The sequence below is a fragment of the Mycobacteroides chelonae CCUG 47445 genome (assembly GCF_001632805.1).
GTDB lineage: Bacteria > Actinomycetota > Actinomycetes > Mycobacteriales > Mycobacteriaceae > Mycobacterium > Mycobacterium chelonae.
On sequence record NZ_CP007220.1, the window covers coordinates 700,993 to 726,889 of the forward strand.

The window sequence follows — 25,897 nt, forward strand, 5'->3', positions numbered from 1 at the left end:
ACGACTAGCGTGGCGGTATGACCGAATGGGTCCCGCTTCTTGATGATCAGCGTCAATTGCAGATACGTGAGTTGATTGTCGAGGCCACTCGCGTCGACGGCATTGCCCCGGTGGGGGAGCAGGTGCTGCGGGAGCTGCGTGGAACCGGGGCCAAGCATCTGGTCGCCGAGGACGGTGACGATGTGGCGGGGTACCTGAATTTGGTGCTGCCCGATGAGCGCGCCGCCGATGAGAATGCCACGGCGATGGCCGAATTGGTGGTCGCGCCGGGGGCGCGGCGGCGCGGAATCGGCTCGGCGATGATCCGGCTGGCCCTTGCGGAGGGGGGTGACGGTACCCGTATCTGGGCGCATGGCGACCTTCCGCCCGCCCGGGCACTGGCCGCCACGCTCGGACTGGTCGCGGTGCGGCGACTGCACCAGATGCGGCGCCCGCTGGCCGATCTGCCTGCCATCTCCGCCGATGCGAATGTCGTGATCCGCCATTACGCTGGGCCACAAGATGATTCGGACATTCTGCGGGTAAACAATGCCGCGTTCGCCTGGCATCCGGAGCAAGGAGGCTGGGGTCAGGACGATCTGTCCGCCCGGTTCGCCGAACCGTGGTTCGATCCGGGTGGGTTGTTCCTCGCACACGATGCGCAGACCGGCGATCTTCTCGGATTTCATTGGACCAAAAGGCATTTGGACAAGCCTGGAGTGGGCGAGGTGTACGTCGTCGGGGTTGACCCCACCGCGCAGGGCCGGAGACTAGGCCATCTGTTGACTTTGGTGGGACTGCATCATCTGGCTGATGCCGGTCTGGGCACCGTGTTGCTGTACGTCGAGTCGGACAATGGCGCGGCCCTGCGGACGTATGAGCGGCTGGGATTTGCGGTATTCCACACCGACGCGGCATACGGTCGGGCCTGACAAGGCGTTTACCTGCGATAACGACCGGACTGTCAAGTCTGTGAGTTCACTTTCCGTTCACCTGCGGTCGGGTGCCCGTCCATCGTCTGCCTTTAGTTTCCGGGGTGCGCGTAGAAGATCCACCCCCATCACCCGTCTTCCCATCACTCATGCGAGAAAGCGAGAGCCGTGAACCTCAAGGCCGTGAATCTTAAAAGCACCGGCACCACGATCTTCGCGGCAGCCGCCGCCGTCGCCTTGACCGCCGGCCTCGCCGCCTGCGGTAGTGACAACACCACGGGAGGCTCCTCCTCGAGCGCGTCGGGTGCTGCCTCCGGCTCGGGTGAGTGTGCGGGCAAGGCCAAGCTGAGCGCCGAGGGTTCGTCGGCCCAGAAGAACGCCTTCGACATCTTCGCCAACGAGTACTCGACCGCGTGCTCCGGCAAGTCGATCAACTACAACCCCACCGGCTCGGGCAAGGGGCGCGATAACTTCATCGCCGGACAGGTCGACATCGGCGGCTCCGACTCGGCCCTGTCCGAAGAAGAAGCGGGCAAGGCCAAGGAGCGCTGCAGCGGCAACGAGGCATGGAACCTGCCCGTCGTCTTCGGCCCAATTGCCTTGGCGTACAACCTTCCTGGTGTCGACAAGCTGGTTCTGAACGCGGACACGGCCGCCAAGATCTTCACCGGCGTCATCACCACCTGGAACGACCCGGCCATCGCCGCCCTCAACCCGGGTGTGACGCTGCCGGACACCAAGGTCACCCCCGTGTACCGCAAGGACAAGTCCGGTACCAGCGAGAACTTCGGCAAGTACCTCACCACCGCCGCCCCGGAGAGCTGGACCAAGGGCAGCAGCGGCACCTGGGAGGGCGGCGCCGGTGAGAGCGCCGAGAAGTCCTCGGGTGTGGCCGAGAAGGTCAAGGCGCTGCCCGGTGCCATCACCTACGTGGAGAAGGGCTACGCCGACGACCTCAAGATGCCGTACGCGCAGATCGACAGCGGTGCCGGCGCCGTCGCGCTGACCCCGGAGACCGCCGCCGCCTCGGTGGAGACCGCCAAGTTCGCGGGCGAGGGCAACGACCTCAAGCTGGACCTGGCCTCGATCTACGGGACCAAGACAGCCGGCGCCTACCCGATCGTGCTGGCCACCTACGAGATCGTCTGCTCCAAGGGGTACAAGGACGCCGACGTCGCCGCCGCGGTGAAGTCGTTCCTGACGGTCGCGGTGAACCAGGGCCAGAAGGGTCTGGCAGACGTCGGCTACGCCCCGCTGCCCACGCAGTTCAAGTCCCGCCTGGAGACGGCCATCAAGGCGCTCTCCTAGCAGCTGATTCGTCCCCACCCGGTGAGCTTGGGTGACCCGGGTGGGGACGTACCATCAACGACATAGACAGCGAGTTCAATGAGCAGCCAGACCAGCGGGATCGATCCCGTGGGGGTAGCCCGTCCGGCGGATCTTGACGGATCGGTCTTCGAGGAGAAGCCACAACCCATGAGCGACGAGGGCGACCATCAGCCACCCGCCAAGGCCACCAATACGGTTACCAAGGCGGTCACCCGTCCCGGCGACCGCATCTTCTCCGGACTCGCTAAGGGGTCAGGTGTATTCGTTGTCGCGCTCATCGGTCTGGTGGCCGTATTCCTGATCCTGCGCGCCGTACCGGCGCTGAGTAACGACGACGAGAACTTCTTCCTCTACAACGGGCCGTGGCGCACTGACGACACGTCGCACATGCAGTTCGGCGTGCTCGATCTGTTCCAGGTCACCGTCTTCGTCTCGGTCTTCGCGCTCCTACTCGCCATGCCGGTGGCCCTCGGCATCGCGATCTACCTGACCGAGTACGCACCCGCGCGGGTGCGTGGGCCACTTGCCTACGTCATCGACCTGCTGGCCGCGGTGCCGTCCATCGTCTACGGCCTGTGGGGCATCTACGTACTGGCTCCGGCGATCGCGCCGGTTGCACTGTGGCTCAACAGAAACCTCGGATTTATCCCGCTCTTCGCCGATAGCCCCGTGAACATCGGAGGCGGCGGCAACCTGTTTACCGGCGGCATTGTGCTGGCGGTGATGATCCTGCCGATCATCGCGGCCGTGACGCGCGAGGTCTTCATTCAGACCCCCAAGGGGCAGATCGAGGCCGCGCTCGCGCTGGGTGCCACCAAATGGGAAGTGGTGCGCACCACCATCATTCCGTTCGGTACCTCCGGATACATCAGCGGTTCCATGCTGGGGCTCGGCCGTGCCCTGGGCGAGACCATTGCGCTGATGCTGATCCTGTCGGGCACCTCGGTGGCGTTCGGATGGTCACTGTTCGACAGCGGAAGCACTTTTGCAACCCATATCGCTTCCAACGCATCGGAATTCAATAACGAACTAGAGGCCGGCGCATACATCGCGGCCGGGCTGGTGCTGTTCGTGCTGACATTCCTGGTGAACTCGGCGGCTCGTGCCGTCGTCGGCGGAAAGGGCCGGGCATGACCTCGACTCTCGACAGGCCCGTAAAGGAGCCCGCCTTCCATCCGCTCTCGGGCCGGCGCAAGGCCACCAACGCCCTTGCCACGGTGTTGGTCTCGGCCGCGGTACTGGTCGCGCTGATCCCACTGGTGTGGGTGCTGTACACGGTCTTCGACCGTGGATTTAGCGCCATCCTCAGCGCGGACTGGTGGTTCAAATCGCAGAACATGATGACCAACCGAATCGCGGGCGGCGGCGCCTATCACGCCATCGTCGGCACGCTGTTCCAAGGCCTGTTCTGCGCGATCATCTCGGTGCCCATCGGCATCTTCGTAGCCATTTACCTGGTCGAGTACGGTGCGAACTCCCGGTTGGCTAAGCTCACCACTTTCATGGTCGACATCCTGACCGGCGTGCCGTCGATTGTCGCCGCGCTGTTCATCTATGCCCTGTGGGTGGCCACGCTCGGGCTGCCGCGGTCGGGCCTTGCGGTATCGCTGGCTTTGGTGCTGTTGATGATTCCGGTGGTGGTGCGTTCCTCGGAGGAAATGCTGAAGATCGTCCCGAATGATCTGCGCGAGGCCTCCTTTGCGCTGGGCGTGCCCAAGTGGAAGACCATCGCGCGCATCGTGCTGCCGACGGCACTCTCGGGTGTGGTCACCGGTGTGATGCTGGCGCTCGCACGCGTCATGGGCGAGACCGCGCCGCTGCTCGTGCTCGTCGGTTACAGCAAGCTGATCAACTACGACATGTTCGGCGGAGAGATGGCCTCACTGCCGGGCATGATGCTCGATCAGCGCAGTGGTTCGGTGGTGGGCCTTGCCGAGTCCCGGCTCTGGGGCGCCGCCCTCACGCTCATCTTGTTGGTCGCGATTCTCAACGTGATCGCCAAACTCATTTCGCGTTTCTTCGCGCCCAAAAAGGTCTAGGAAGGTAGTCATGGCCAAGCGTCTCGATCTGAAGGACGTCAACATCTACTACGGCAAGTTTCATGCCGTTCAGGATGTCGCGCTGTCGGTTCCGCCCCGCAGCGTGACGGCGTTCATCGGCCCGTCCGGTTGCGGCAAGTCGACGGTGCTGCGCACCCTCAACCGGATGCACGAGGTGACACCCGGTGCCCGCGTCGAGGGTTCGGTGCTACTCGATGGAGCCGACATCTATGGTGCCGGGGTTGACCCGGTGTCGGTGCGTAAGACCATCGGTATGGTGTTTCAGCGGCCAAACCCATTCCCCACCATGTCGATTCGTGACAATGTGGTGGCCGGCCTGCGGTTGCAGGGTGTGCGCAGCAAGAAGACCCTTGATGAGGTCGCCGAGCGTTCGCTGCAGGGCGCCAACCTGTGGAACGAGGTCAAGGACCGTCTCGACCGCCCGGGCGGCGGGCTCTCCGGTGGTCAGCAGCAGCGTCTGTGCATCGCCAGAGCCATCGCCGTGCAGCCGGACGTGCTGCTGATGGACGAGCCGTGCTCGGCCTTGGACCCCATTTCCACGCTGGCTATCGAGGATCTGATCTCCGAGCTCAAGCAAGAGTTCACCATCGTCATCGTCACGCACAACATGCAGCAAGCCGCGCGTGTCAGTGACCAGACCGCGTTCTTCAACCTGGAGGCCGCGGGCAAGCCGGGCATGCTGGTGGAAATCGATGACACCGAGAAGATTTTCTCCAACCCCAGCCAGAAGGCCACCGAGGACTACATCTCCGGTCGCTTCGGCTGATCTTGATCGTAAGATTGCCGCCGAGTCTGCTTCTCACGACGGTTTCGCGTCCCAGAACGTCGTGAGACGCAGACTCAGGGAATAGTTGGGACGCGCGACTATCTTGGTCGGCATGACGAAGGCAGTGCAGTTCGACCAGTACGGCGACATCGATGTCCTGCAGGTGCGTGAAGTGCCGCGTCCGGTACCCGGGCCCACCGACGTGCTTGTGCAGGTGCGTGCCGCGGGAATCAACCCCGGTGAGGCGAAGATCCGTACCGGGATGCTGCACGATCGGTTCCCTGCGACTTTCCCCTCCGGGCAGGGCAGCGACCTGGCGGGTGTCGTGGTGGAGGTCGGCCACAGCGTGGCGCGTTTTGCACCAGGGGACGAGGTGTTCGGCTATACCGACGATCGGGCCAGTCACGCCGAGTTCGTTGTTGTCCCGGCCAGTCAGCTGGTGACCAAGCCCGAGAGTCTGTCGTGGGAGGTGGCGGGCAGTCTCTTCGTCGCGGGTACCACCGCCTACGCCGCGGTCGGCTCGGTTGATCTGGCTCCGGGTGATGTCGTCGCCGTTTCCGGAGCGGCGGGGGGAGTGGGCACCATCGTCGTACAGCTCGCCAAGGCCGCTGGTGCGACCGTGATCGGTATCGCGGGGCCGGGTAACGACGAGTGGCTCACCGCGCATGGCGTCATCCCGGTCAATTACGGCGACGGGCTGGCAGACCGCATCAAGGCGGCAGCACCCGAGGGTCGCGTCGATGCCTTCCTCGACCTCTTCGGCGGGGGCTACGTGGAGCTGGCGCTCAATGAGCTTGGAGTGGAGCTGCCGCGAATCGACACCATCATCGATTTCGCGGCAATCGAGCGATATGGCGTGCAAAGTGTGGGAAACGCCGAAGGCGCCTCCGCGCAGGTGCTCGCCGAGCTGGCGGCACTGATTGTCGACGGAAAGCTGGATGTGATTGTCGCGCAGGCATTCCCGCTGGACGAGGTGCGTAATGCGTACGAGCTTCTAGAGCGGCAGCACACCCGGGGAAAGATCGTTTTGGTGCCTTAGCCGCTCAGAGCGATGTCAGGTGGTCGTGACCCTGTCCCTCGGGCGGCAGGGTGCCGGTCACCTGGAAGATGACCCGGCGGGCGACTTCCACCGCGTGGTCGGCGAAACGCTCGTAGAAGCGGCCCAGCAGCGTCACGTCGACGGCGGCGGCCACTCCGTGCTTCCACTCGCGGTCCATGAGCACGGTGAACAAGTGCCGGTGCAGGTCGTCCATCGCATCGTCTTCTTCGTTGATGCGGGCGGCCTTCTCCGGGTCACGAGTCAGTAGTACCTCTTGCGCACTGTTGCCCAAATCTACTGCGACTCGGCCCATCTCGGCAAAATATCCGTTGACCTCTTCAGGCAGGGCGTGCTGCGGATGGCGGCGCCGGGCGATCTTGGCGACGTGCAGCGCCAGAGCGCCCATCCGGTCCACGTCGGCCACAATCTGGATGCTGCTGACAACCTCGCGGAGATCTCCGGCCACGGGAGCCTGCAGGGCCAAGATGGCGAAGGCGTTCTCCTCGGCGGCGGCGCTCATCGCGGTGATCTGCTCGTGGTCGGAGATGACCTGCTCGGCGAGGACGAGATCGGCCTGCAGCAGTGCACGAGTGGCCCGCTCCATGGCGGCTCCGGCCAACCCACACATCTCCCCCAACTGTGCCGATAGTGAGGACAGCTGCTCCTGAAACGCGGTACGCATGGATCAAGCCTACGGACCCGCCGTCGTTGAGTCATGGCCCTGGCGTGAACGGCGAGTGAATGCCGCCACAGGTTCCGTGAAAGAAACTGAGATCAGCGTCTAAATAGTCGGACTATCCGCAGGTAGCGTCGCCGGCGTTGACGACGGTCAGGTCCATTGGGAGCTCGGCGGGTGCCATCGCGCCCGAGGACAGCTGTAACGGCACGGTCGAGCCGGCGGCGGGCGGAGCCTGCAAGTTCGCGGTGGAGGCGTAGTCACTGCCGAGGACCACGCGCACGGTGGTTTGCGCCCCGTTGATTCGCTGGAGCTTGGCACCGCCGAAGGAGGCGGCAACGGTCGCGGCTTGCTGCTCGTGCCCCGGCGAGAAAAAGACTGTGGTGGAGGGCAGGGTGGACGGATAGTCGTCGGTGGTGGTGATGCCGAATCCATAGTGGGTCAATTGGCTCGCCGCCGACGCTGCCAGGCCCGTTTGGCCGGTGCTGTTGGACACGTGCACATTGATCTCACTGGGCTCGGTGGTCACCAGATCGACGGGCTCACTCGGCGTGGCGGCCGGAGTTGGTGTGGCGGTGGATGTTTCGCCGAGCTCGCTTGCGGCTCCGTGCTCGCTGGACGCCAACGTGGTGTCCTGGGTGGTGGTGCCGGGCATCGGAACGCGGGTGCCGTCGGGCTGCAGCTCGCCGGGCAGCGGATCGTCATTGATGATGGCGTCGAAGATCTTTCGGATGTCCGTGGTGCGGGGCGTCTCATTGCCTTCGGAATCGGTGCCGTCGGTCGGCACCGTCAGGAAGGTGATTCGGCCGGCCTTCACGTCCTGGAGCGACTGACCCAGGTCCACAAGGTCTTTGGTCCTGATGTTGTCGACGTAGGAGTCGTCGATGAAGGTGTTCACCACGTTGTTGAGCTTGCTCAACGAGAAGAACGTGTTGTGCGAGATCATCGAACGCAGCAGGGACGACAGGAACAACTGCTGGCGCTTGATGCGTCCGTAGTCGCCGTTGTATTCGGTGGTGACCTGACGTGCGCGCACGTACTGCAGAGCGGTGTGCCCGTCAATCGTTTGGCGCCCAGCGTTTTCCAGCACGGTGCCCAGCTCGTAGTCTTCGATCGGAGTGGGTGTGCACACCTCGACGCCGCCGAGCGCGTCGACCATCTTGGAGAAGCCGGCGAAGTCCACCCCGAGGAAGCGGTTGATGTTCAACCCCGACATCTTCTGGATGACCTTGACCAGGCATTTGGGTCCGCCGAATGCGAATGCCGAATTGAGTTTGGTTTCGGTGTAGGCCTTATCGGGTCCGTAGGACCGGGTGTCTTCGTTCCAGACCTCGCACAGTGTCGGCTGAATCGCCAGGTCGCGCGGGAAGGACACCACCGCGACACGCTTACGGTTCGCCGGGATGTTGACCAACATCATGGTGTCCGAGCGGGTGCCTTCGGCGTCGGAGGTGTCTCCGGCTCCCATGCTGCTATTGGCACCTGCCCGCGTGTCCACGCCGATGATCAGGAAGTTCTCGTCGCCGTATTGAGCGTTGGGATCACGAATATCGTGAGAGTTGGGGTCCAGCGCCTCGACGCGGTTGAGTCTGTTGTTCTTGACATTGCTCCACTGCCACGCGCCGCCGGTCAGAGCCAGGGAGCACACCGCGACCACAGCGGCGATGGAGCGTCCGAGGTAGATGGGGCGCCGCGAGCGCTTGGGTTCAGGTTCCCGAACAGAGGGTTCCGGATTGCCCACCCGGATCGGAATGGCGCGGGTGTCGATGTTGTCGTCCAGATTCGATGCCCGTACGCGGCGCGCGGCGGCCTTGTCGTAAAGGGGGGCGTCGTCCGGATAGTCCACAAAGTCGGGGCGCTCATCGACCGGTTCATCGGGTTGGTGATCGAGATGGGGCATGTCCTGCGGCACCTGCGGCAGGACATCGGTGTGGCTCTCGTCGGCGATCGGGCCGGGAGCGGGCTCCTCGGCGCGGTCCTCGTCCTCTGAGCGAGCGTGCCGCCGCGATCGGCGCCCACCGCCGGCGCCCTCACGGGCCAGGAGGTCGGCCACCGACAGGGAGTGCGAGCCGGTCTCGTGTGCTGACGGCGCGGTCTCCTCCGGTGCGGGAGTTGGCTTGGCTCCGCTGGGAGCCGGTCGGGGAGGCCGTGCGGCCTGTCTGGGTGCGGGTCGGGGAGAACGCGCCGACGGCTCGGCGCGCAGCGTCTCGCGCACCGACTGTTCGATCTCCAAGCGCCGGGTCCACTCGTCGTCGGTGGGGTCAGGCAGCGAGTGATTCAGGGCCGGCGGTGGTGTCCACGGTGTGTTGGATCGTTCCGGCGCTACGTCGATGTCAGGATGACTGCCAACGGGCTCGATGGCGCGTTCCCATGGGGCCGCGCCATATGCGCGTGGTTGGGCAGGAGTGGCGTTGGGGCCATCACCCATGTTCAACCTCGCTTAAAACGTCTGGACAGTTGCAAGTACACGGCACACCGGCAGCACATAGCGCCGTGCCCGGGGCACGGTCGTCGTCACATGCTACTGAGCATTGCCGCAGATCACCATGCCCAGTGACCGAGATGTGACCCCACGTCACCCGCCAGAGTGCATGACATCGGCGGCCGAGGGAACAGTGCAATCGTCGGGGTCATTGAGCCAGCCATCGGGTAGCGACACCTTGCCCGGTGACCCCTGACGCCCGCGGGGACCGTTTCCGCCTTCGGGGAAAGGAGCCGTGGCGTCCAGCTGATGGAGAAGGGTGTCCAGCTCGGCGAGGGTACTGACGAGTGCGAGCGCGCGGCGGAGGTCTCCACCGGCCGGGAAGCCGTGTAGATACCACGCGATGTGCTTGCGCATATCGCGCAACGCCTTGTCCTCCCCAAAATGGTCGACGAGCAACACCGCATGACGCCGCATGATGTCCGTGACCTGACCGAGATTCGGGGGCGCGGGAATCGTCTGACCGTTGAATACGGCACTCAACTCCGCGAAGAGCCAGGGTCGGCCGAGGCAACCGCGACCGATGACAACACCGTCGCAGCCCGTCTGTTCCATCATGACGACGGCATCGGCGGCATCGAAAATGTCGCCGTTTCCGAGGACGGGGATGGTTGTGACGTGATTCTTGAGCGCGGCGATCTGGTTCCAGTCGGCGGCCCCGGAGTAACGCTGCGAGGCGGTGCGGGCGTGTAGTGCGACCGCCGCGGCACCCTCTGCCTCGGCGATGGCTCCGGCATCCAGATGGGTGTGGTGGTCGTCGTCGATGCCGACACGGAACTTCACCGTCACCGGTATGTCGGTGCCCTCGGTGGCCCGGACGGCGGCGGAGACGATTTGGCCGAACAGTCGCCGCTTGTAAGGAAGCGCGGCGCCTCCGCCATTTCGGGTGACCTTGGGGACTGGGCAGCCGAAGTTCATATCGATGTGATCGGCGAGGTTCTCGTCGACAACCATCTTGGCGGCGCGGTAGGTCGTTTCCGGATCTACCGAATACAGCTGCAGCGACCGTGGTGACTCTTCGGGGGAGAAGGTGGTCATGTGCAGCGTGACGGGATGCCGTTCGGCGAGTGCCCGCGCGGTCACCATCTCGCAGACATACAGGCCGCTCACGGTGCCGGTGGTGGCCAGCTCAAGCTCCCGGCACAACATCCGGAACGCCACGTTGGTGACACCCGCCATCGGTGCCAGTACGACCGGGCTAGGCAATGCCAAAGACCCGATCCGCAGTTCGCGGGATCGGGCCTTCGGGAGGTCGACGGATGCGGTCACGTGTCAGTTGATTAGACGCTGATCGCTTCCCTGGCGGCCTTGGCGGCGTTGCGTTCGGCGCGTTTGGCCTGGCGCTCCAGGTACTTGGCTTTGACTTCTTCGAAGTCTTCGGAGGTCTTCCTGAGATCGCCGATGATGCGTTCGACACCCTCGCGGTACTCGTCGCCCTCGCCGTTGATGTCGTCACGATCGAAGATGCGCCACTTGCGCAGCACCGGCAGCACCACCTCATCGAGGTGGGACTGCGGGTCGTAGACGCCGCCGGTGGCGATGGTGACCGCGTTACGGCGGAAGCCCGGAATCGTGTAACCAGGCATCTTGAAGTTGTCGAGCACCCGGAAGATGGACTTCATGGCCTGGTTCGGGGCGATCTTGAGGCCGGCCTCGACCATGTTGCGGTAGAAGATCATGTGCAGGTTCTCGTCGGTGGAGATGCGCTTGAGCAGCTCATCGGCAATGGGCTCGTCGCAGGCCTTACCGGTGTTGCGGTGCGAGACACGGGTGGCCAGCTCCTGGAACGTCACGTACACCACCGAATCGAACAGGCTCTCGGCGAAGAGCTCCTCGCCGCCCTGGCGGTTCTGGCCGGGGGAGAACCCGCGGGTCATCTGCTCCACGCGCAGCTTCTCGAGTTCGATCGGGTCCACCGAGCGGGTCACCACGAGGTAGTCGCGGATGGCGATGCCATGGCGGTTCTCCTCGGCGGTCCACCGGTTCACCCAGGTACCCCACGGCCCGTCCATGGTGAAGTTCATGGCGATCTCACGGTGATACGAGGGCAGGTTGTCCTCGGTGAGCAGATTGGTGATCATGGCGACCTTGGCCAGCTCAGAGAGCTTGGACTGCTCGGGATCCCAGTCCTGTCCGCCCAATGCCTTGTAGTTCTTGCCCTCTGACCAGGGGACATAGTCATGCGGGTTCCAGTCCTTGGTGACGCCGAGGTGGCGATGCACATTCTCCTCGACCACGGGCTCAAGCTCATGGAGCAGCTCCAGGTCGGTGAATTCCTTCTGCATGGACATCCCTCAGGTTCGACAGAGTTATCTGTATCTGGAAGTTGCAGTCAATATATCTGTAAACGGCGGTTGCATACAAGTGGGTGGACTGTGGCGCACAACAACCTGCCCGCGGGCCTTCTGGCGTGCGGATGAAGGCATTTCTCGCTCGAGCTGCGAGGCCTGTACAACCGCAGTATGCTTGCTGACAACCCAAGGTGGAGGTGTAACCAGTGAAGTCGGTAGTCAACGCGGCCATTGTCACGGTTGCGGGTGCGGGTTTTTCGTTGGCGATGGCGGGGCTGGCCCATGCGGGTGGTCCGACGGATACCACCGGGCAGTTCTACGGCGACGCCTCCTCGACCCTCAAGGGTGAGGGCTACACGGTCGTCGTGGCCGGTCGCTCCGGTGATCAGGTAGGCCTGGACAACTGTCTTGTCTCGCACCAGGAAGCATTCACCGTCAAGAAGGGTCAGGACGACCGCGGAAAGATGGTTCATGTGACCCTGCGGTGCTACAAGGCAGAGGTCGCGGCGGCTAAGAAGGCTGCTGAGGATAAGGCGAAGTCTGCGGCGGCGTAGTCGACCCAGTTGTCGTCGGCGTCGAGTTCGCGCCCTGTAGCAGTATGTGCACGCAGTAATCCACGAACCGCTGGCGTTCCACTTTCAGCTCCTCATTCAGGTATCCCCTGAAAAGGCTTGTCAGCGCCCCGACCAAACTGGTCGCGACCAGCTGTTGCTGCACCTCGTCGGCCAGATTGGTGCTGAGCTTTCCCTGCAGCAGCGCGACGAATCGTGGCAGCCAGTCGTAACCCGACTCCGAGAGCGTTGGCTCAAATGTCGGTGCTATCAAGAGAACTCGCCCCATGGTGGGTTCGTCCACCATCAGCCGGACGAACGCGTCGACGCCTTCGTGTGCCGATCGTGCACCGCTGAGCGCTTCGATCGCGCGAAATCCCACGTGGTCGTAGACCGCCCGGACAAAGGTGTCGCGGTCGGAGAAGTTCTCGTAGAAGTACCGCTCGGTCATGCCGGCGGATCGACATACGGCACGGACGGTGACGGCCGGCCGGGGGCTCAGGCCGAGTAGCCGCACGCCGGCTGCCATGAGCTCGCGCCGCCGCTCATCGGCGCGCTCGGCCGCCGAGATGCCCGCCCAGCTACGTCGCTGCGCTTGACCGTTCGTCACGGGCCTCCTAATCTGATATCAAAGTTGACAACCCTGATTGTCACTATACGTCGAACTGCAATGGAGCGTTCCGAATGGTCAACGATATGTCCGAGCTCGCCCAGTCTGCCGGGGAATCCGCTGCGTTCGTGTCGGGCTGCCCGGTGAGTCATGGCGCAGGTTCGTCGACCACTGTGCCGCTTGGCCCGGAATCGTTGACGTGGAAGTACTTCGGCGACTGGCGGGGGGTGCTGCAAGGCCCCTATGCCGGGTCCATGCAGAACATGCATCCACAGCTGGGCGCGGCCGTCGAACAGCACTCCCTGTTCTTCCGGGAACGTTGGCAGCGGCTCCTGCGCTCGTTGTATCCGATCGGCGGCGTCGTGTTCGACGGGGATCGCGCACCGATGACGGGTGCCGAGGTGCGCGACTATCACGTCAACATCAAAGGAGTCGACGATCAGGGGCGCCGGTACAGCGCGCTCAATCCAGACGTCTTCTACTGGGCGCACGCGACCTTCTTCATGGGCACGATCGTTGTCGCGGACTGGCTCAGCGGCGGTATCGGTGAGGCCGAGAAGCGTCAGCTCTTCGATGAGCACATCACGTGGTACCGGATGTATGGCATGAGTATGCGGCCAGTGCCGAAGACCTGGGAGGACTTCCAGGAGTACTGGGATCACATGTGCATCAACGTCTTAGAGGACAACAAGGCCACGCGCGATGTGCTTGACCTGACCACTTTGGCGGTGCCGCCGTTTGCGCCCTGGATTCCCGAGGGGCTGTGGCGGTTCCAACGACGTTTGGTGGCGCCGATGTTTGTGTGGCTGACCGTTGGGCTGTACCACCCGGCCGTTCGGGAACGTTTCGGCTACACATGGTCTGCGCGCGACGAATGGTGGCACCGCAAGTTCGGGCAGGCCGTCAATCTGCTCTTCACATTCGTGCCCGAGCGCAAGCGCCGTCACCCCCGGGCCCGTGCCGGATGGGATCGCGCGCTTGGGCGCATACCGGCGAACGCGCCGCTGCCGCAGACTCCGGACCGTAACCTGCCGCCACTGGATACCTGGGGCAGCCCTAACCACTACAACCCCAAGGTCTCCTGAACTCCGGCTATTTTTGGTGCTTGACGTCACCACATCGAAGCTCCTAATCTCGACATATAACTGAATTTAGATTCAGTTTCTGGGACGGGCTGCGACGGAGTGGGTCATGACCGATGGCGAGATCAATTCCCTGACGGCAGGCTGTCCTGTTTCGCACGGTTCCGGCCGATCGGTGGTTACGCCGCTAGGGCCCGATTCGTTGACCTGGAAGCTCACGGCGGACTGGTCCGGAATGTTGATGGGCACCTACGCCACCGCGATGCAGAACATGCACCCGAAACTCGGTGCCGCCGTCGAGGAGCACTCGACTTTCCTGCGTGAGCGGTGGGAGCGCCTTCTGCGCTCCCTGTACCCGATCACCGGCGTGGTCTTCGATGCGGACCGGGCGCCGGCGACCGGAGCAGAGGTGCGCGGCTATCACGTCGGTATCAAAGGTGTTGATAGTCAAGGGCGCCGCTACAGCGCATTGGATCCTGATGTCTTCTATTGGGCGCACGCAACCTTTTTCAAGTCGCTGCTGCTGTCCGTGGAGCGGTTGGGCGGGGGTCTATCGGAGGCGCAGAAGCGCCAGCTTTTTGACGAGCACATCGTCTGGTACCAGATGTACGGCATGAGCATGCGGCCCGTGCCGGCCAGCTGGGAGGAGTTCCAGGTGTACTGGGATCACATGTGTGCCAATGTCTTAGAGGACAACAAGGCCACACGTGACCTGCTGGACTTCGCCCAGTTGCCGAAACCGCCATTTCTGCCGCTGATGCCGAACTGGATGTGGCGATTGACCCTTCCTGTCTTCACCCGATTTTCTGAGTGGGTGATGGTTGGGATGTTCGATGATCCGGTGCGAAAGCGACTGGGGTACACCTGGACCGACCGTGATGAGCGGCGCCTGGAGCTGTTGGGCAGGGTGAACCACGCGGTGTTCAGGCTCGTGCCCTTCCGGTGGAGAAAGCATCCGCGCGCCCGAGCGGGTTGGGACCGGGCAACCGGACGGGCGCCCGCCAGCGCGCCGTTGCCGCAGGCGTCAGCCCGCTACCTGCCGCCGGTGGAGTTGCGCGACAGCCCCCACCACTACAGCCCCAAGGTGTCCTAGCCGTTGTTTGTCTTTCGCCGGTGACAACCGCGTTCTTAGTGCCATGATTTCTGCTCATGGCAGGAAGTTGGGGCTCTGTCCTCACCGGACTCGTTCCGCTCGGATTGGTTGTCGCACTCTCGCCGATCACCGTCATCCCGGCAGTGTTGGTCTTGCACGCGCCACGGCCACGGCCGAGTGGGCTTGCCTTCCTGGCCGGCTGGCTCTTCGGCCTCGCCGCGCTCACGGCGCTGTGTGTCTCGGCCACAGGTTTACTCGGTGGGCTACACCGATCGGCGCCGAACTGGGCCTCGTGGGTGCGGGTGGTCCTCGGCTCGGTGCTGATCCTGTTCGGCATCTATCGATGGATGACCCGACATCATCACACCGACTCACCGGCCTGGATGCGAACGTTCTCCACCATCGGCCCGGCCCGGGCGGCGATCACCGGGACGGCCCTGGTGCTGGTGCGGCCGGATGTCCTGTTCATTTGCGTCCCAGCCGGATTGGCGATTGGTGCCAGTGGGCTGGATCTCGCTGATCGGTGGACGGCAGCAGCGTTCTTTGTCGTTGTCGCCGCCTCGACCGTCGCTATCCCGATACTGGCCTACGCGGCGGCGGGCCACCGGCTCGATGACACGATGAGCCGGCTCAAAGATTGGATGGAGAAGAACAACGCCGCCCTAATGGCCACCATCTTGATCGTGATCGGTGTGATGGTGCTATACAACGGAATTCACGCGTTGGCCTGAGGCCATGTTCAGCCGTGTGACGGCTTCGGGTAGTCGTTGTAGAACCCCTCGCCGGATTTCACACCCAGCTTGCCGTCATCTACATATCGCTGCAGAAGGTCCCGCGATGTGGTGGGGATATGGGGGAAGTGCTTGATGTAGTTTTCTTCGATGTCCAGCGCGACATCGAGGCCTACCTGATCGATCGCGCGAAACACACCCACCGGGCTCATGTGTGCCGCGACCCAGATCCGGTCGAATTCTGTCGGTGTCGAAACGCCCTCGGCAACGACGGCCAAGGCTTCCCGCTTGATGGCAGCCCACACTCGATTGATGATGAACCCAACACTTTCCGTGCGTGCGACGGCAGTGACGAAGCCGTGCGTGGGCAGCTCTGCGCTAAGGATGTCGAAGATCCGTTCATCGGTCTGTCCGTCGGTCATCAGCTCGGCCTGCGGGGCTTCGGGAGGCTGGCCGTAGTGAGTGTTCAGAAATCTTTCGGGGTGTTTGACCTTGCCGATGAGCTCGCTGCTCATGAAGGACGACGAGTTGGTGCCGATGATCGCGTCGGGCGCGGCGATGTCATCGAGTTGGCCGAGGATATCGATTTTGAGTGCCTGCACCTCGGGAACGGATTCGACGACATACCAAGCGTCTTTCACCGCACTGGGCAGATCGGTGAAGAACTCGACACTCGCCGGTGTGGCGCCCACATCGGCTCTGGCTTTGACCAACTCCGGAACTCTTTGATCGAGGAATTCCTTGGCCGACTTCAGTGAGTCCTCGGATACGTCGTAGAGATGCACCGCGCCGCCACGCGTTGCGAAGGTGAGGGCGATGCGGCGGCCGAGTGTGCCCGCGCCCAAGACGGTGACGGGTCGATTGGCGATGTTTGTCGGGGGTGAGTACGTCATGTTTTGTTCCGTTCTATGTTGACGATTGGCGAGTTCGTTTAGATTCCAACGATTCCGGTGAGGTTGCCGTCGACTTTCGCGAACGAGCGCTCGCCGCTGCCGTCGAGGTTGACGGCCCGGATTTCTCCCGCCATATCGCTCACGTAGGCGATGCCGGCTTCCTTGTCGATTGCCAGGCCGATCGCTTCGCTGAATCCCGAAGCGAGAATCGTGACCTCGCCACCTCCGTGTCCGGGGGCAGGAATCTTGGCTCTGTTCAACGTATTGCCCAAGGGTGCTGCGCCCCGGTCGGTCCAGTAGATCAATCCGGCGTCAAGATCTAGTTCGATGTCGATCGGCTCGGGCAGGTCGGTCCATAGCACCTCTATGTCTCGGTGCTGTGGAGTCTGTCCGTAGGGGATCTCCAAGGAAGTTCTAAAGATCCGTCCATCGCCACCCTTGGTAGGGCCCTTCTGCGTCCAGTACAGAAGTCCGTTGTGTTCGTCGACCGCCACGCCGACGCAATGATTGCGAACAATGTTGCGGTCCGATTCGGTCACCGCGACGATCACCTCGTCGCGTAGGTCACTGCCGTCCAGCCGCGCGCTGCGAACAGCCGCGCCCTCGCGATCGGACCAGTACAGCCGTCCGAGTGACCACGCCGCCGAAAGTTGTTTACCAGTAACAAAACTTCCTGTTGGCAGGAGGTAGGATCGCTCGGTTCCATCGATGGCTGCTCGCTCGATGGAACCGTTCTTTCCGTAGAAGTCGAGGTTGTGCTCGGTGAGGGGTTGGTTGGCGTCGGTGAGTGTGGGCACGCCCATGTTGGTCCAGTAGATGTTCTGCCGCGCGGGGTCGACGACTATGCCGTCGGGCAGTTCATTGAGTTCGGTCACCAATTCCGTGGGTTCTCCACCCGAGACGGGGAACTTCAGGATGGTTCTCTGGAGCTGATTCAGGGCAAGAAGGTGTCGAAACATGCTGTTCTCCTTGGGATGTCGTGCTATTCAGGCATCTAGTTGATGTAGTGCCGCCAAGACCGCACGGGTGCGTTCGTTGCGTCGCGTCAGTAGCCGGTGGTAGTTCTCGTCGCCGGTCCCATAGGCGGCGTCGATTGCTTCGAGTAGTTGTTCGATGATCTGTGGGTCCGATGGGGGAGTTCCCGGCGTGATCTTGCCTACCTCGGCACCAAGGCCCTTATACAGATGCCGCGCGCCCTCCGGGCCGCCGCCCAGTGCGTTTCCTTCGAACAATCCTGTTGCGGCCCAGCGTAAACCAAGCGAGTTCTGGAGGGCGAAGTCGAGGTCCGGGACGCTGACCACACCTTCCGCGACGAGGTATAGAGCCTCGCGCGTGAGTGCTACCTGGAGCCGGTTGGCGACGAAACCGGGGACCTCGCGACGAATCACGATCGGCGCGCGGCCCAGAGCTCGATACAGTTCGAGAGCGGTCCGAAGCGTGGAATCACTCGTATGCGCTCCGGGAACCACCTCAACGAGAGGCATCAACTCGGGCGGGTTGAAAGGATGACCGACAACGATGCGGTCGCTTGCATCGAGGCCGTCGGCGATGAGCGTCGCGCCGATCGAGGAGCTTGAGGTGGCCAACACCGCGTGCTCGGGGGCCGACTCCAGGAACTGGCCGAATAGGTCGTGTTTGACGGCTAGGCGCTCGGGACCGTTTTCTTGGACCAAGTCTGCTTCGGCGACGACCTCGGCGAGTGTGTGGCTGGCGAACACGTCGGGGTCATCTGCGCCGAAGGTTGCTTCAACCACCGCATCGAGGTCCTCGCGGGGATCGGTTATGCCAACGCGCCACCCATGGTCACGGGCCAGCCGTGCCCACGACAGTCCGATGACGCCGGCGCCGACGACTGCCATGGTCTTCTGCTGATCGCTCATTGTTCCTCCTGCCTCTTGTGTGGCGTAGCAACGGCAGAATCGGGTTCTTGCCTTGCCGCGTGTCCGCGGCTATCCGTGTGGCGCCTCACCGTGCTCTATCGACTTGATTCTGACTCTATGAACAACGTATCTAGCTCTAAGTCGCACGTCGATGGTGTATAGGCCAAGATTGATTGTCCATTTGAACAATCCGTGACGTGGGGGAAGCAGTAGCCTGGTCACCGTGGGTGAGTCACTGTCGGACGCCGCGAAGGCAAATCTGAATGTTGTCGGACGTCAGCTGCTTGTTCGAGTGGACGAGATGTGCGCCGAACAATGTCGGATCATTCGCGAACGCGTCGCCGCATACCGGGATCCTGCGCTGGTCACCGATGACGATCTATTCGCGGCCGGCCGTGACCAGATGGTGTTCGTCTTGGAGGTAATGGGAGCGGGAGCCCCCGATACGAGTGTGGCGGGGCGGGTCGGCAGGCTGCGCGCAGAACAAGGGGTGCCGTTGGCCGACGTGATGTCGGCCTACCGGGCCGGGGGCCAATTTCTATGGGACCAAATCTTGCAGGCGATTGACGCAGCCGGCTTGTCGCGGCAGGAATTGCGGGCCGCGGCTTCACAGGCGTGGCAGAACCAGGACATCTATACCGACGCGATGGCCGAGGGGTACCGCGAGGTCGTCGTCGAGCAGCTCATCCACCGGGATCAGGAACGTTCTGCGCTGGTAGGTGGGCTCATCGACGGCCGCTTACCAGCGGGCATGACCGCAGGGGATGCGGCACATCTACTCGGTCTACCGGAATCCGGGTGCTTCGTCGTGGTTGCCATTGATTCGGGGCCGCTCGACTACCGCGCGTTGCGCGCTGCGGAGAAGACCCTGGGCGACCGTGGCTTTGCCTCCGCATGGCGGGTTGAGCCCGATATGCAGGTGGGAGTGGTTGCGCTCGTTATGCGTTCGCGGCTCGGAGAGCTGGGCGAAGCGCTCCGCGGTCTTGTCGCGCAGCGAATAGGGGTTAGCCCGGTATATGACGGCTACCCTCCGCATGGTTCGGCTCTGAACTATGCCAAGGCCGCTTTGTTGGCGGCCACCGGGGACGAGGCGGTTTTGGCGTTCGACGTGAATCCCTATGCGATAGCGGCGGTTACCGATCCACCGACCATGGAGCGATACTGCGATCTGGTGTTAGGTGGCCTCGGTGACATTGGTGCCGCGGATCGGCAATTGCTGGTGAGCACCTTTCAGCAGTGGGTCACCTGTGACGGTTCCATTCCGGCCACTGCAGGTGCGATGTTCTGCCATCCCAACACCGTGCGGTATCGGTTGCGCAGGCTCAAGCAACTGACGGGACGCGATATCGCTCGCCCCCGTGACATCGCCGAGCTGCATCTCGCCATCGAAGCCGAGCGCCGCCTCAACCCTCCCTAGCCGCGGACCGGTAACGGCTCGACACCGACGAGTCCGCAACTCTTGGCGTACAGGTCATCCTGCGCCGCTTGGTTTTTGGTGTAGCGCCGCACCGGGCTCGGTGTTTGTGCGGCGAGGTATTCCCCATTGCGCCCGTGGTGCTCCTCCGATACCGCCATGTCGGTGATCAGCTGACTCGGCCGCTCCGGTGTGATCAGAGCCAGCATCACCAGCGACCGCGCGGGCTGCGGTATCTCACGCCAAATGTCGGATCTGACGTTGCCGGGATGCAGTGCGTTCGACGTGACACCTTCAGGAAGGCGACGGGCCAGCGCATTGCTGAACAGGAGATTACCCATCTTGGACTGCGCATAGGCAGAGAAAGTGAAGTAGAAACGCCTTCCTCGCCAGGTGTTTTCGTTGATCCTGCCCACGCTGTGGGCGACCGAAGCCAGATGGATGATGCGGGCATCGCCGGTTGGTGCGGCCTGCAACTGAGGAAGCAGCAGGTGCGTCAGCAAGAAGGGGCCCAGATAATTGGCCCCCCATTGCAGCTCGAAACCATCCTCGGTTTTGGACTGGCGCATGGGTGAGGCGCCGGCATTGTTGATCAACACATCGACGTGGGGATGCTGTGCTGCCAGCTCAGTGGCGAAACGTCGGATGTGTCCGAACGAAGACAAATCCAGCGACAGGACATCGACCCGCGCGCCCGGCGTCGCTTCCAGGATCTGGTCGCGGGCGGCGTTGGCTTTCTCTTGATTGCGGCACGCCATGACGATGGTGTGTCCATCGGCGGCCAATCGGTGCGCACTGGCCAGGCCGATGCCGGCGTTGGCGCCGGTGATGACGATCGTCTTGGGCATGCGCACTCCTCGCTGAGATGGCTAAATGAGATCGAGTGTCACAGGTTAAGGGATTTGCGTCGACGTCCGCGCACGTACTTTGGTCAATGCCCCCAGGGCAAACACCAGTGCTAGTGCCGTCACCCCAGCCCGGACGAGGTTGAGCAGATTCCATTGCAGCGCGAGACGGTGGAGCTCCTCGGGAGTTTCGCCAAGCGATCCGAAGAAGAGCGTCATGTTGAGCTTGGTGATGATGTAGATCGAGAGAGCGACCGCCGCTATCTCGGCGAGGCTCGCGATAAACAGTGAGCGCTTCTCCGGGGCCCGCCATGGGGTGCGCACGAACCAGACGATCAGCGTGACGGCGGCGATCTGGGTGAGCGGGATGTAGTAGTACACCGGGTTGGTGACCTCGGTGAACTGCTGAAAGGCCCGTAGCTGTTCCTTGGTGTCACCGGCGATGTTCGGTCCGATCACGACGGCCTCGTAGAGGTTTCCGAAGAACCACATCGCGATCCCGAACACGGTGAAGTACATCAGTATCCGACGGCCCATCGGCACATACTCCCAAGATTGTGGCGTGATACGGCCGAAAGTCGTCGAAATATGGCCAGCTGCAGGCTTTCGGCATTGCGGTAGTACCGATACCGTCTGCGCGTGACCAAGCTATTGCTCTCCATCCATGTGCTGGCGGTGATTCTTGCGGTGGGGCCAATCGCCGTGGCAGCCAGCATGTTTCCGGCATTCGCGCGGCGGGCCGCCGCCACGCCCGATGGTGGCGGCGAGCTGGGAAGTCTGCGCACCCTGCATCGGGTCTGCCGGGTATATGCCGTGGTAGGGATTGCGATTCCGATGTTTGGTCTGCCGCTGGCCGATCTGATGGGGGTGCTGGGCAGCCCCTGGCTGATCGCATCGCTGATGCTCACCGGCATAGCGGCGGTGGTGCTGGTGTTTGTGATGCTGCCGCGCCAACAACGGGTGTTGGTCCAGCTGGGCGATGGTGAGTCCCTCGATGCGCGGGTATTCGCGCGGTTGGCGATGTTCACCGGGATCTTCAACCTGTTGTGGGCAGCGGTGACCGTGCTGATGATCGTGCGCCCAGGGTCCAGTACCGGCGTCTAGATGGCGGAAAACCGCTAGCGCGGGCGGTTGGGTGTCCTGTGGAATTGCTGGGTGGACACCGCGACTGCCGCCCCTGCCCGTAGCCGCTGGCTTCCCTTGAGGTTCGCCGCTCTTGCTTTGGTGTGGGGTGCGAGTTTCCTGTTCATCAAGGTCGGGCTGCAAGGACTGTCGGCGCTACAGGTGGCTGCCGCGCGTTTGGACTTCGGTGCCCTGACGCTGGCATCTCTGGTTGTGCTGCTGCGTGTTTGGCTGCCGCGCGAGCTCAAGGTGTGGGGGCACATCGGCGTTGTCTCGCTGACCTTGTGCGTCATTCCGTTCGTGCTCTATCCCTGGGCTGAGCAGAGCATCGACTCGGGGCTGGCCAGCATCTACAACGCGGCGACCCCACTGATGACCACATTGGTGACCCTTGTCGCCTTGCGCGCTGAGCGACCGGGCCGGATGCAGCTGCTGGGATTGGGGCTCGGGTTTCTGGGGGTGTGCGTGGTGTTGGCCCCGTGGCAGTTGATCGGCCACGGAGAGCCGGTGCTGGCGCAGTTCGCGTGCTTGGGGGCAACCATGAGCTACGGGATCGGGTTTGTGTACATGCGCAAGTACGTCACGCCGCTGGGGCTACCCGCGCTTGCGGTCGCCGGTATTCAGGTGGGTTTGGGAGCGGTGCTGATGACCGCCGTGGTGGCGCTCGCTGACCATCACCGGATGGCGATCACCCCCGCCGTGCTGCTGAGCATGGCGGCTCTCGGGGTGCTGGGCACCGGACTGGCGTACGTCTGGAACACCCAGATCGTCAACGGATGGGGTGCCACCGCCGCGTCCTCGGTCACCTACCTGGCCCCGGTGATCGGGGTGCTGCTGGGGGCACTGGTCTTGAACGAGCGAATCGGATGGCATGAACCCCTGGGAGGGGCGATCGTGGTCGCAGGAATCATATTGAGCCGCAAGGGAAGTCGCTGACCTGGCGGTCACCTGGACCGGTGCCGCATGCGCCACCGCAGCGGAGGCTCGCCGAATCGGCGTTGGAACGCCCGGCTAAACGCGGCGTCGGAGGTGTAACCGACGGCTCTGCCGACCTGGCTCACCGCGTCGGTGCTGAAGCGCAGCAGATGCGCTGCCCGGTCGAGCCGTCGCTCGGTGATGTAACCGGCGGGCGGTTGCCCCAGCAGCGCGGTGAATCGTTGGGTGAAGGCCGAGCGTGACTGCTGCGCGTGCTTGGCGAGCTCCGCGATGGACCAGGGGTGCGCCAGGTTGTTGTGTATCGCGGTGAGGACGGGTGCAAGCCGGGGATCCAGAGCCGCGGTGAGCCAGCCTGGTTCGGCGCGGTCGGAGGTCGACCACTCCCGCAGTGCGTGAATGAACAGCAGGTCCAGGATCCGTGAGAGCATCACCCAGGAGCCCGGGCTGGGCGTGACGACTTCGGCCAGCACGAGCTGGAGAGACAGTGATAGCCATTCATGTCCGGGCTGGTCGGTCCGCACGACGATGGCTGGCGGCAGGACCGACAGCAGGGGGTCGGCGGCCTTCTTCTCCGCGGTGAATCGTCCACTGACCCAACGGGTTGCGGTGTGGCTATCACGCGCGCTCACGTGCCCGTCCGCCGCGGAAAGATTTCGGACACAGGTTGGCTCGCCCTGGGCGAGGCGGTGCGCCGTACCCCGTGCCAGCAGCACCATGTCCCCTGCGCCGAGGGTGTGCTCGAGATCTCCGTCGATGTGCACGCGAAGGCCCGGAGTTTCTGCGATGTGCAGCACGCGCTCGTTCGAAGGTAGTGCGATGTCGAAAGGCGGCTCGGAGGAGCAACGCATGACGGTTTCTCCGCGCAACCCGATGGCGGACAAGACTCCCGAGAAGGCGTCGATATCGGGAGAATCTGAGAACCAGCTGTGCGATTTTGGCTGATCGGCAAAATATTCAGGATGATCGGTCATACCACTTGCTCCATAGTCCAAATATGTTGGTGGAGCCCCGGTAAGTCAACAGCGCCGCCGAGAGCGGACACGACGGGGTCGAGGTCGTCCAACATCTACTGAGAGGCAGATATGTCCAGCAAACCGGCTATCGTCCTGGTCCACGGATTCTGGGGTGGCGCCGCACATTGGGGGAACGTGATCGTCGAGCTGCACAAGCGTGGCTACGGGGAGCTATATGCGGTCGAGAACCCATTGACGTCACTGGCCGATGACGCTGCCCGCACACGGCAGATGGTGGAGCAGATCGACGGCCCGGTGCTCCTTGTCGGGCACTCCTACGGCGGCGCGGTGATCACCGAGGCGGGCGATCTCCCGAACGTGGCGGGCCTGGTCTATGTCGCGGCGTTCGCTCCCGACGCGGGGGAGAGCCCCGGTCAGCTGACCGAGCAGCTGCCGCCCGCGGCGGCAGCCAACCTGGCCCCGGATAGCGATGGCTATCTGTGGATCAAGCAGGACAAGTTCCGTGAGAGCTTCGCGCAGGATCTGCCCGAGGATGCGGCCCTCATCATGGCTGTCACTCAAAAGGCGCCGCTGGCATCGACATTCGGTGACGCCATCACGGCACCCGCATGGAAGGTCAAGCCCTCCTGGTACCAGGTATCCACGCAAGACCGGATGATCAACCCGGATAACGAGCGCAAGATGGCGCAGCGGATCAACCCCCGCAAGACCATCGAACTGGATGCCAGCCACGCCTCCTTGGCGTCGCAACCCGTTGCCATCGCCGATCTGATCTCCGAGGCCGCTGAGGAACTCGCCGGCTAAGAGAATCACACGCGTGGGGGCATCGGCACATGTTGCCGGTGCCCCCATCGGCGTTCGTTAGGTCGCCAGATCTTCGGTAAAGGCCTCGTCGGCAAGGTCTTCGAGCTCCTTGCCCTTGGTTTCAGGGCCCAGCAGGTATCCGACAATCGTCAGGATCCACAGCCCGCTCAGCGCAAGATACGGCGTTTGAATTCCGTAATGCGTTATGGCCCAGCCCACCAGGGTAGGCGCGGCGATAGAGACGACGCGACCACCGCCGACCGCGATACCGAATCCGGTGCCACGCAACACAGTGGGGAACAGCTCGGCGACGTAGGTATCGCCGACGCCCCACAGCCAACCGAGTGTCGCGATGGAGATGGCGCCGAACACCAGATACTGCGAGAGCGAGTCTGACGTGGCTCCCAGTGCAGTAGAAGCGATTTCGATTATTGCGGCGAGGATGGCCGAGGGGCGCCGCCCTATCCAGTCGGCGAGTGCGGTGCCGATGAAGACGAAGACGGCCTGCAGCAGAAAGAAGATCAGGGCGTAGCGGATCGCTTCCACCGAAGTGGCGTGGAACTTCTTGACGATATATGTGGTCAGGAAGAGTGTCATGCCCCAGTAGCCGATCGCGTTGGCGGTGTAGACCAGCCAGCCGACAATGAGCCGTCGACGCACGCCGGGGACATGCCACAGCGTGGGTTTGGTGGCGCCGCGTTCGACCTTGGCTTTCGTCTGGGTGTAGCGGTGAGATTCCTTGATGCCTTGCCGGGCAAGGAAAAGTACGACCGCGGGCACGATCGCGACGACGAATGCCGCCTGCCAGCCGAACCGTGGAACTAGGGCCAGGGCAACGCCGGCGGCGAGCACGTATCCCAGCGAGAACAGTGAAAAGATGACGCCGCCAACGCCTATGGCACGAGTCTTGGCGGGCCACACCTCGGCGGTGTAGGGGGCGCCGACCGCGAGCTCGCCGGCCCCGCCGACGCCCGTCAGGAACCGCAGCCCGGTGAATGCGGCGACGTTCGTGGTGAGACCCGCCAGGGCGGTCGTGATGCCGTACAGCAGGATCGAGGCCCCGAGTGTCGTCTTGCGACCCCACCGGTCGGCGGCGAGACCGAAGCCGATGGTGCCGATGGTGTAGCCGAGCAGAAAGATCGAGCCGATGTAGCCCGCCTGGGCCTCGGTGATGTGCAGCGTCTTCTTGATCTCGGGCAGCACCAGACCGTAGATGTTCACCGCATACGAGTCGAAGCCGTACCCGAGGCCCGCTGTCACGGCGACGAAAAACGCCTGCCGGAAGGTCACTGGGCGGGATTGCCGCGCGGGTGTCTCGGTGGTTTCCTCAGCTGTCGACGTCATTGCCCGAACGGTAGGCAGCGGGTGCGGGCCTGATAAGGCTCCTGCTCCCGCTGATTGCAACGGC

26 protein-coding genes are annotated in these 25,897 nt (G+C 63.3%); 14 read left to right on the forward strand and 12 right to left on the reverse strand.

The window, feature by feature from the left end; translation table 11 throughout:
- Positions 1-17 precede the first annotated feature (17 nt).
- The 6 genes from mshD to BB28_RS03550 all read left to right on the forward strand — a co-directional run bounded on the left by mshD (position 18) and on the right by BB28_RS03550 (position 6,105).
- Entirely contained in the window at positions 18-911 is an 894-nt protein-coding gene (gene mshD, locus BB28_RS03525) for a mycothiol synthase (RefSeq protein WP_046252541.1), read from the forward strand.
- Between the two features lie 168 nt (positions 912-1,079).
- A complete protein-coding gene (pstS, locus tag BB28_RS03530) occupies positions 1,080-2,219 on the forward strand; it encodes a phosphate ABC transporter substrate-binding protein PstS (protein ID WP_046252542.1) in 1,140 nt (379 codons plus the stop codon).
- Between the two features lie 78 nt (positions 2,220-2,297).
- A complete protein-coding gene (gene pstC, locus BB28_RS03535; protein WP_046252543.1) occupies positions 2,298-3,374 on the forward strand; it encodes a phosphate ABC transporter permease subunit PstC in 1,077 nt (358 codons plus the stop codon).
- The gene (gene pstA, locus BB28_RS03540; protein ID WP_046252544.1) at positions 3,371-4,279 is read left to right on the forward strand and encodes a phosphate ABC transporter permease PstA; all 909 of its coding nucleotides are present in this window, start codon (positions 3,371-3,373) and stop codon (positions 4,277-4,279) included. Before pstC ends, pstA begins: the two co-directional genes overlap by 4 nt.
- Before the next feature lie 10 nt (positions 4,280-4,289).
- Complete coding sequence (gene pstB, locus BB28_RS03545; protein WP_030094256.1) at positions 4,290-5,066, forward strand: phosphate ABC transporter ATP-binding protein PstB; 777 nt, start codon at positions 4,290-4,292, stop codon at positions 5,064-5,066.
- Between the two features lie 112 nt (positions 5,067-5,178).
- Positions 5,179-6,105 carry an NADP-dependent oxidoreductase gene (locus BB28_RS03550; RefSeq protein WP_046252545.1) on the forward strand — a complete coding sequence of 309 codons (927 nt, stop codon included), beginning with the start codon at positions 5,179-5,181 and terminating at the stop codon, positions 6,103-6,105.
- 4 nt (positions 6,106-6,109) lie between these two features.
- Here the strand turns inward: BB28_RS03550 and phoU are convergent, their stop codons facing one another.
- The 4 genes from phoU to BB28_RS03570 form a co-directional block, all read right to left on the reverse strand.
- Positions 6,110-6,787, reverse strand: coding sequence for a phosphate signaling complex protein PhoU (gene phoU, locus BB28_RS03555; protein ID WP_030094258.1), 678 nt, complete (start codon positions 6,785-6,787; stop codon positions 6,110-6,112).
- Between the two features lie 112 nt (positions 6,788-6,899).
- On the reverse strand, positions 6,900-9,209 hold the full coding sequence (locus BB28_RS03560) for an LCP family protein (protein ID WP_046252546.1): 2,310 nt from the start codon (positions 9,207-9,209) through the stop codon (positions 6,900-6,902).
- 147 nt (positions 9,210-9,356) lie between these two features.
- Complete coding sequence (gene dusB / locus BB28_RS03565; protein WP_046252547.1) at positions 9,357-10,532, reverse strand: tRNA dihydrouridine synthase DusB; 1,176 nt, start codon at positions 10,530-10,532, stop codon at positions 9,357-9,359.
- Between the two features lie 11 nt (positions 10,533-10,543).
- Entirely contained in the window at positions 10,544-11,548 is a 1,005-nt protein-coding gene (locus BB28_RS03570; protein ID WP_046255503.1) for an acyl-ACP desaturase, read from the reverse strand.
- A 212-nt stretch (positions 11,549-11,760) separates the two neighbouring features.
- Here BB28_RS03570 and BB28_RS25240 point away from each other — a divergent pair, with 212 nt between their 5' ends.
- Positions 11,761-12,108, forward strand: coding sequence for a hypothetical protein (locus BB28_RS25240; RefSeq protein ID WP_046252548.1), 348 nt, complete (start codon positions 11,761-11,763; stop codon positions 12,106-12,108).
- On the opposite strand, the gene BB28_RS03580 is transcribed toward BB28_RS25240, so the two are convergent.
- On the reverse strand, positions 12,065-12,715 hold the full coding sequence (locus BB28_RS03580) for a TetR/AcrR family transcriptional regulator (RefSeq protein WP_046252549.1): 651 nt from the start codon (positions 12,713-12,715) through the stop codon (positions 12,065-12,067). The genes BB28_RS25240 and BB28_RS03580 overlap by 44 nt on opposite strands.
- 74 nt (positions 12,716-12,789) lie before the next feature.
- Here BB28_RS03580 and BB28_RS03585 point away from each other — a divergent pair, with 74 nt between their 5' ends.
- The 3 genes from BB28_RS03585 to BB28_RS03595 all read left to right on the forward strand — a co-directional run bounded on the left by BB28_RS03585 (position 12,790) and on the right by BB28_RS03595 (position 15,621).
- Entirely contained in the window at positions 12,790-13,800 is a 1,011-nt protein-coding gene (locus tag BB28_RS03585) for an oxygenase MpaB family protein (RefSeq protein WP_046252550.1), read from the forward strand.
- A gap of 106 nt (positions 13,801-13,906) precedes the next feature.
- Positions 13,907-14,890, forward strand: a complete 984-nt coding sequence (locus BB28_RS03590) for an oxygenase MpaB family protein (protein ID WP_046252551.1) — start codon at positions 13,907-13,909, stop codon at positions 14,888-14,890.
- Positions 14,891-14,946: 56 nt separating this feature from the next.
- Entirely contained in the window at positions 14,947-15,621 is a 675-nt protein-coding gene (locus BB28_RS03595; protein ID WP_046252552.1) for a GAP family protein, read from the forward strand.
- A gap of 8 nt (positions 15,622-15,629) precedes the next feature.
- On the opposite strand, the gene BB28_RS03600 is transcribed toward BB28_RS03595, so the two are convergent.
- From BB28_RS03600 to BB28_RS03610, 3 genes are read right to left on the reverse strand one after another with little or no spacing between them, the layout of a single operon-like run.
- Positions 15,630-16,514, reverse strand: coding sequence for a 3-hydroxyacyl-CoA dehydrogenase family protein (locus BB28_RS03600; RefSeq protein WP_046252553.1), 885 nt, complete (start codon positions 16,512-16,514; stop codon positions 15,630-15,632).
- A 38-nt stretch (positions 16,515-16,552) separates the two neighbouring features.
- A complete protein-coding gene (locus BB28_RS03605) occupies positions 16,553-17,473 on the reverse strand; it encodes a hypothetical protein (RefSeq protein ID WP_046252554.1) in 921 nt (306 codons plus the stop codon).
- Positions 17,474-17,500: 27 nt separating this feature from the next.
- Entirely contained in the window at positions 17,501-18,394 is an 894-nt protein-coding gene (locus BB28_RS03610) for a 3-hydroxyacyl-CoA dehydrogenase NAD-binding domain-containing protein (RefSeq protein WP_046252555.1), read from the reverse strand.
- Between the two features lie 301 nt (positions 18,395-18,695).
- Between BB28_RS03610 and BB28_RS03615 the strand changes: the two genes are divergently transcribed.
- Positions 18,696-19,811: a PucR family transcriptional regulator gene (locus BB28_RS03615; protein ID WP_046255504.1), complete on the forward strand. Its 1,116-nt coding sequence runs from the start codon at positions 18,696-18,698 to the stop codon at positions 19,809-19,811.
- Here BB28_RS03615 and BB28_RS03620 read toward each other — a convergent pair.
- On the reverse strand, positions 19,808-20,656 hold the full coding sequence (locus BB28_RS03620; RefSeq protein ID WP_046252556.1) for an SDR family NAD(P)-dependent oxidoreductase: 849 nt from the start codon (positions 20,654-20,656) through the stop codon (positions 19,808-19,810). The genes BB28_RS03615 and BB28_RS03620 overlap by 4 nt on opposite strands.
- A 45-nt stretch (positions 20,657-20,701) precedes the next feature.
- Positions 20,702-21,190, reverse strand: coding sequence for an anthrone oxygenase family protein (locus BB28_RS03625; RefSeq protein ID WP_046252557.1), 489 nt, complete (start codon positions 21,188-21,190; stop codon positions 20,702-20,704).
- Between the two features lie 102 nt (positions 21,191-21,292).
- Here BB28_RS03625 and BB28_RS03630 point away from each other — a divergent pair, with 102 nt between their 5' ends.
- Positions 21,293-21,757: a membrane protein gene (locus tag BB28_RS03630; protein ID WP_030094272.1), complete on the forward strand. Its 465-nt coding sequence runs from the start codon at positions 21,293-21,295 to the stop codon at positions 21,755-21,757.
- 51 nt (positions 21,758-21,808) lie between these two features.
- Positions 21,809-22,711 carry a DMT family transporter gene (locus tag BB28_RS03635; RefSeq protein ID WP_046252558.1) on the forward strand — a complete coding sequence of 301 codons (903 nt, stop codon included), beginning with the start codon at positions 21,809-21,811 and terminating at the stop codon, positions 22,709-22,711.
- 8 nt (positions 22,712-22,719) lie between these two features.
- Here BB28_RS03635 and BB28_RS03640 read toward each other — a convergent pair whose 3' ends face one another.
- Entirely contained in the window at positions 22,720-23,682 is a 963-nt protein-coding gene (locus BB28_RS03640; RefSeq protein ID WP_046252559.1) for an AraC family transcriptional regulator, read from the reverse strand.
- Positions 23,683-23,793: 111 nt separating this feature from the next.
- Between BB28_RS03640 and BB28_RS03645 the strand changes: the two genes are divergently transcribed.
- Positions 23,794-24,489, forward strand: coding sequence for an alpha/beta hydrolase (locus tag BB28_RS03645; protein WP_046252560.1), 696 nt, complete (start codon positions 23,794-23,796; stop codon positions 24,487-24,489).
- 57 nt (positions 24,490-24,546) lie between these two features.
- Here BB28_RS03645 and BB28_RS03650 read toward each other — a convergent pair whose 3' ends face one another.
- Complete coding sequence (locus BB28_RS03650; RefSeq protein ID WP_046252561.1) at positions 24,547-25,833, reverse strand: MFS transporter; 1,287 nt, start codon at positions 25,831-25,833, stop codon at positions 24,547-24,549.
- Positions 25,834-25,897 lie beyond the last annotated feature (64 nt).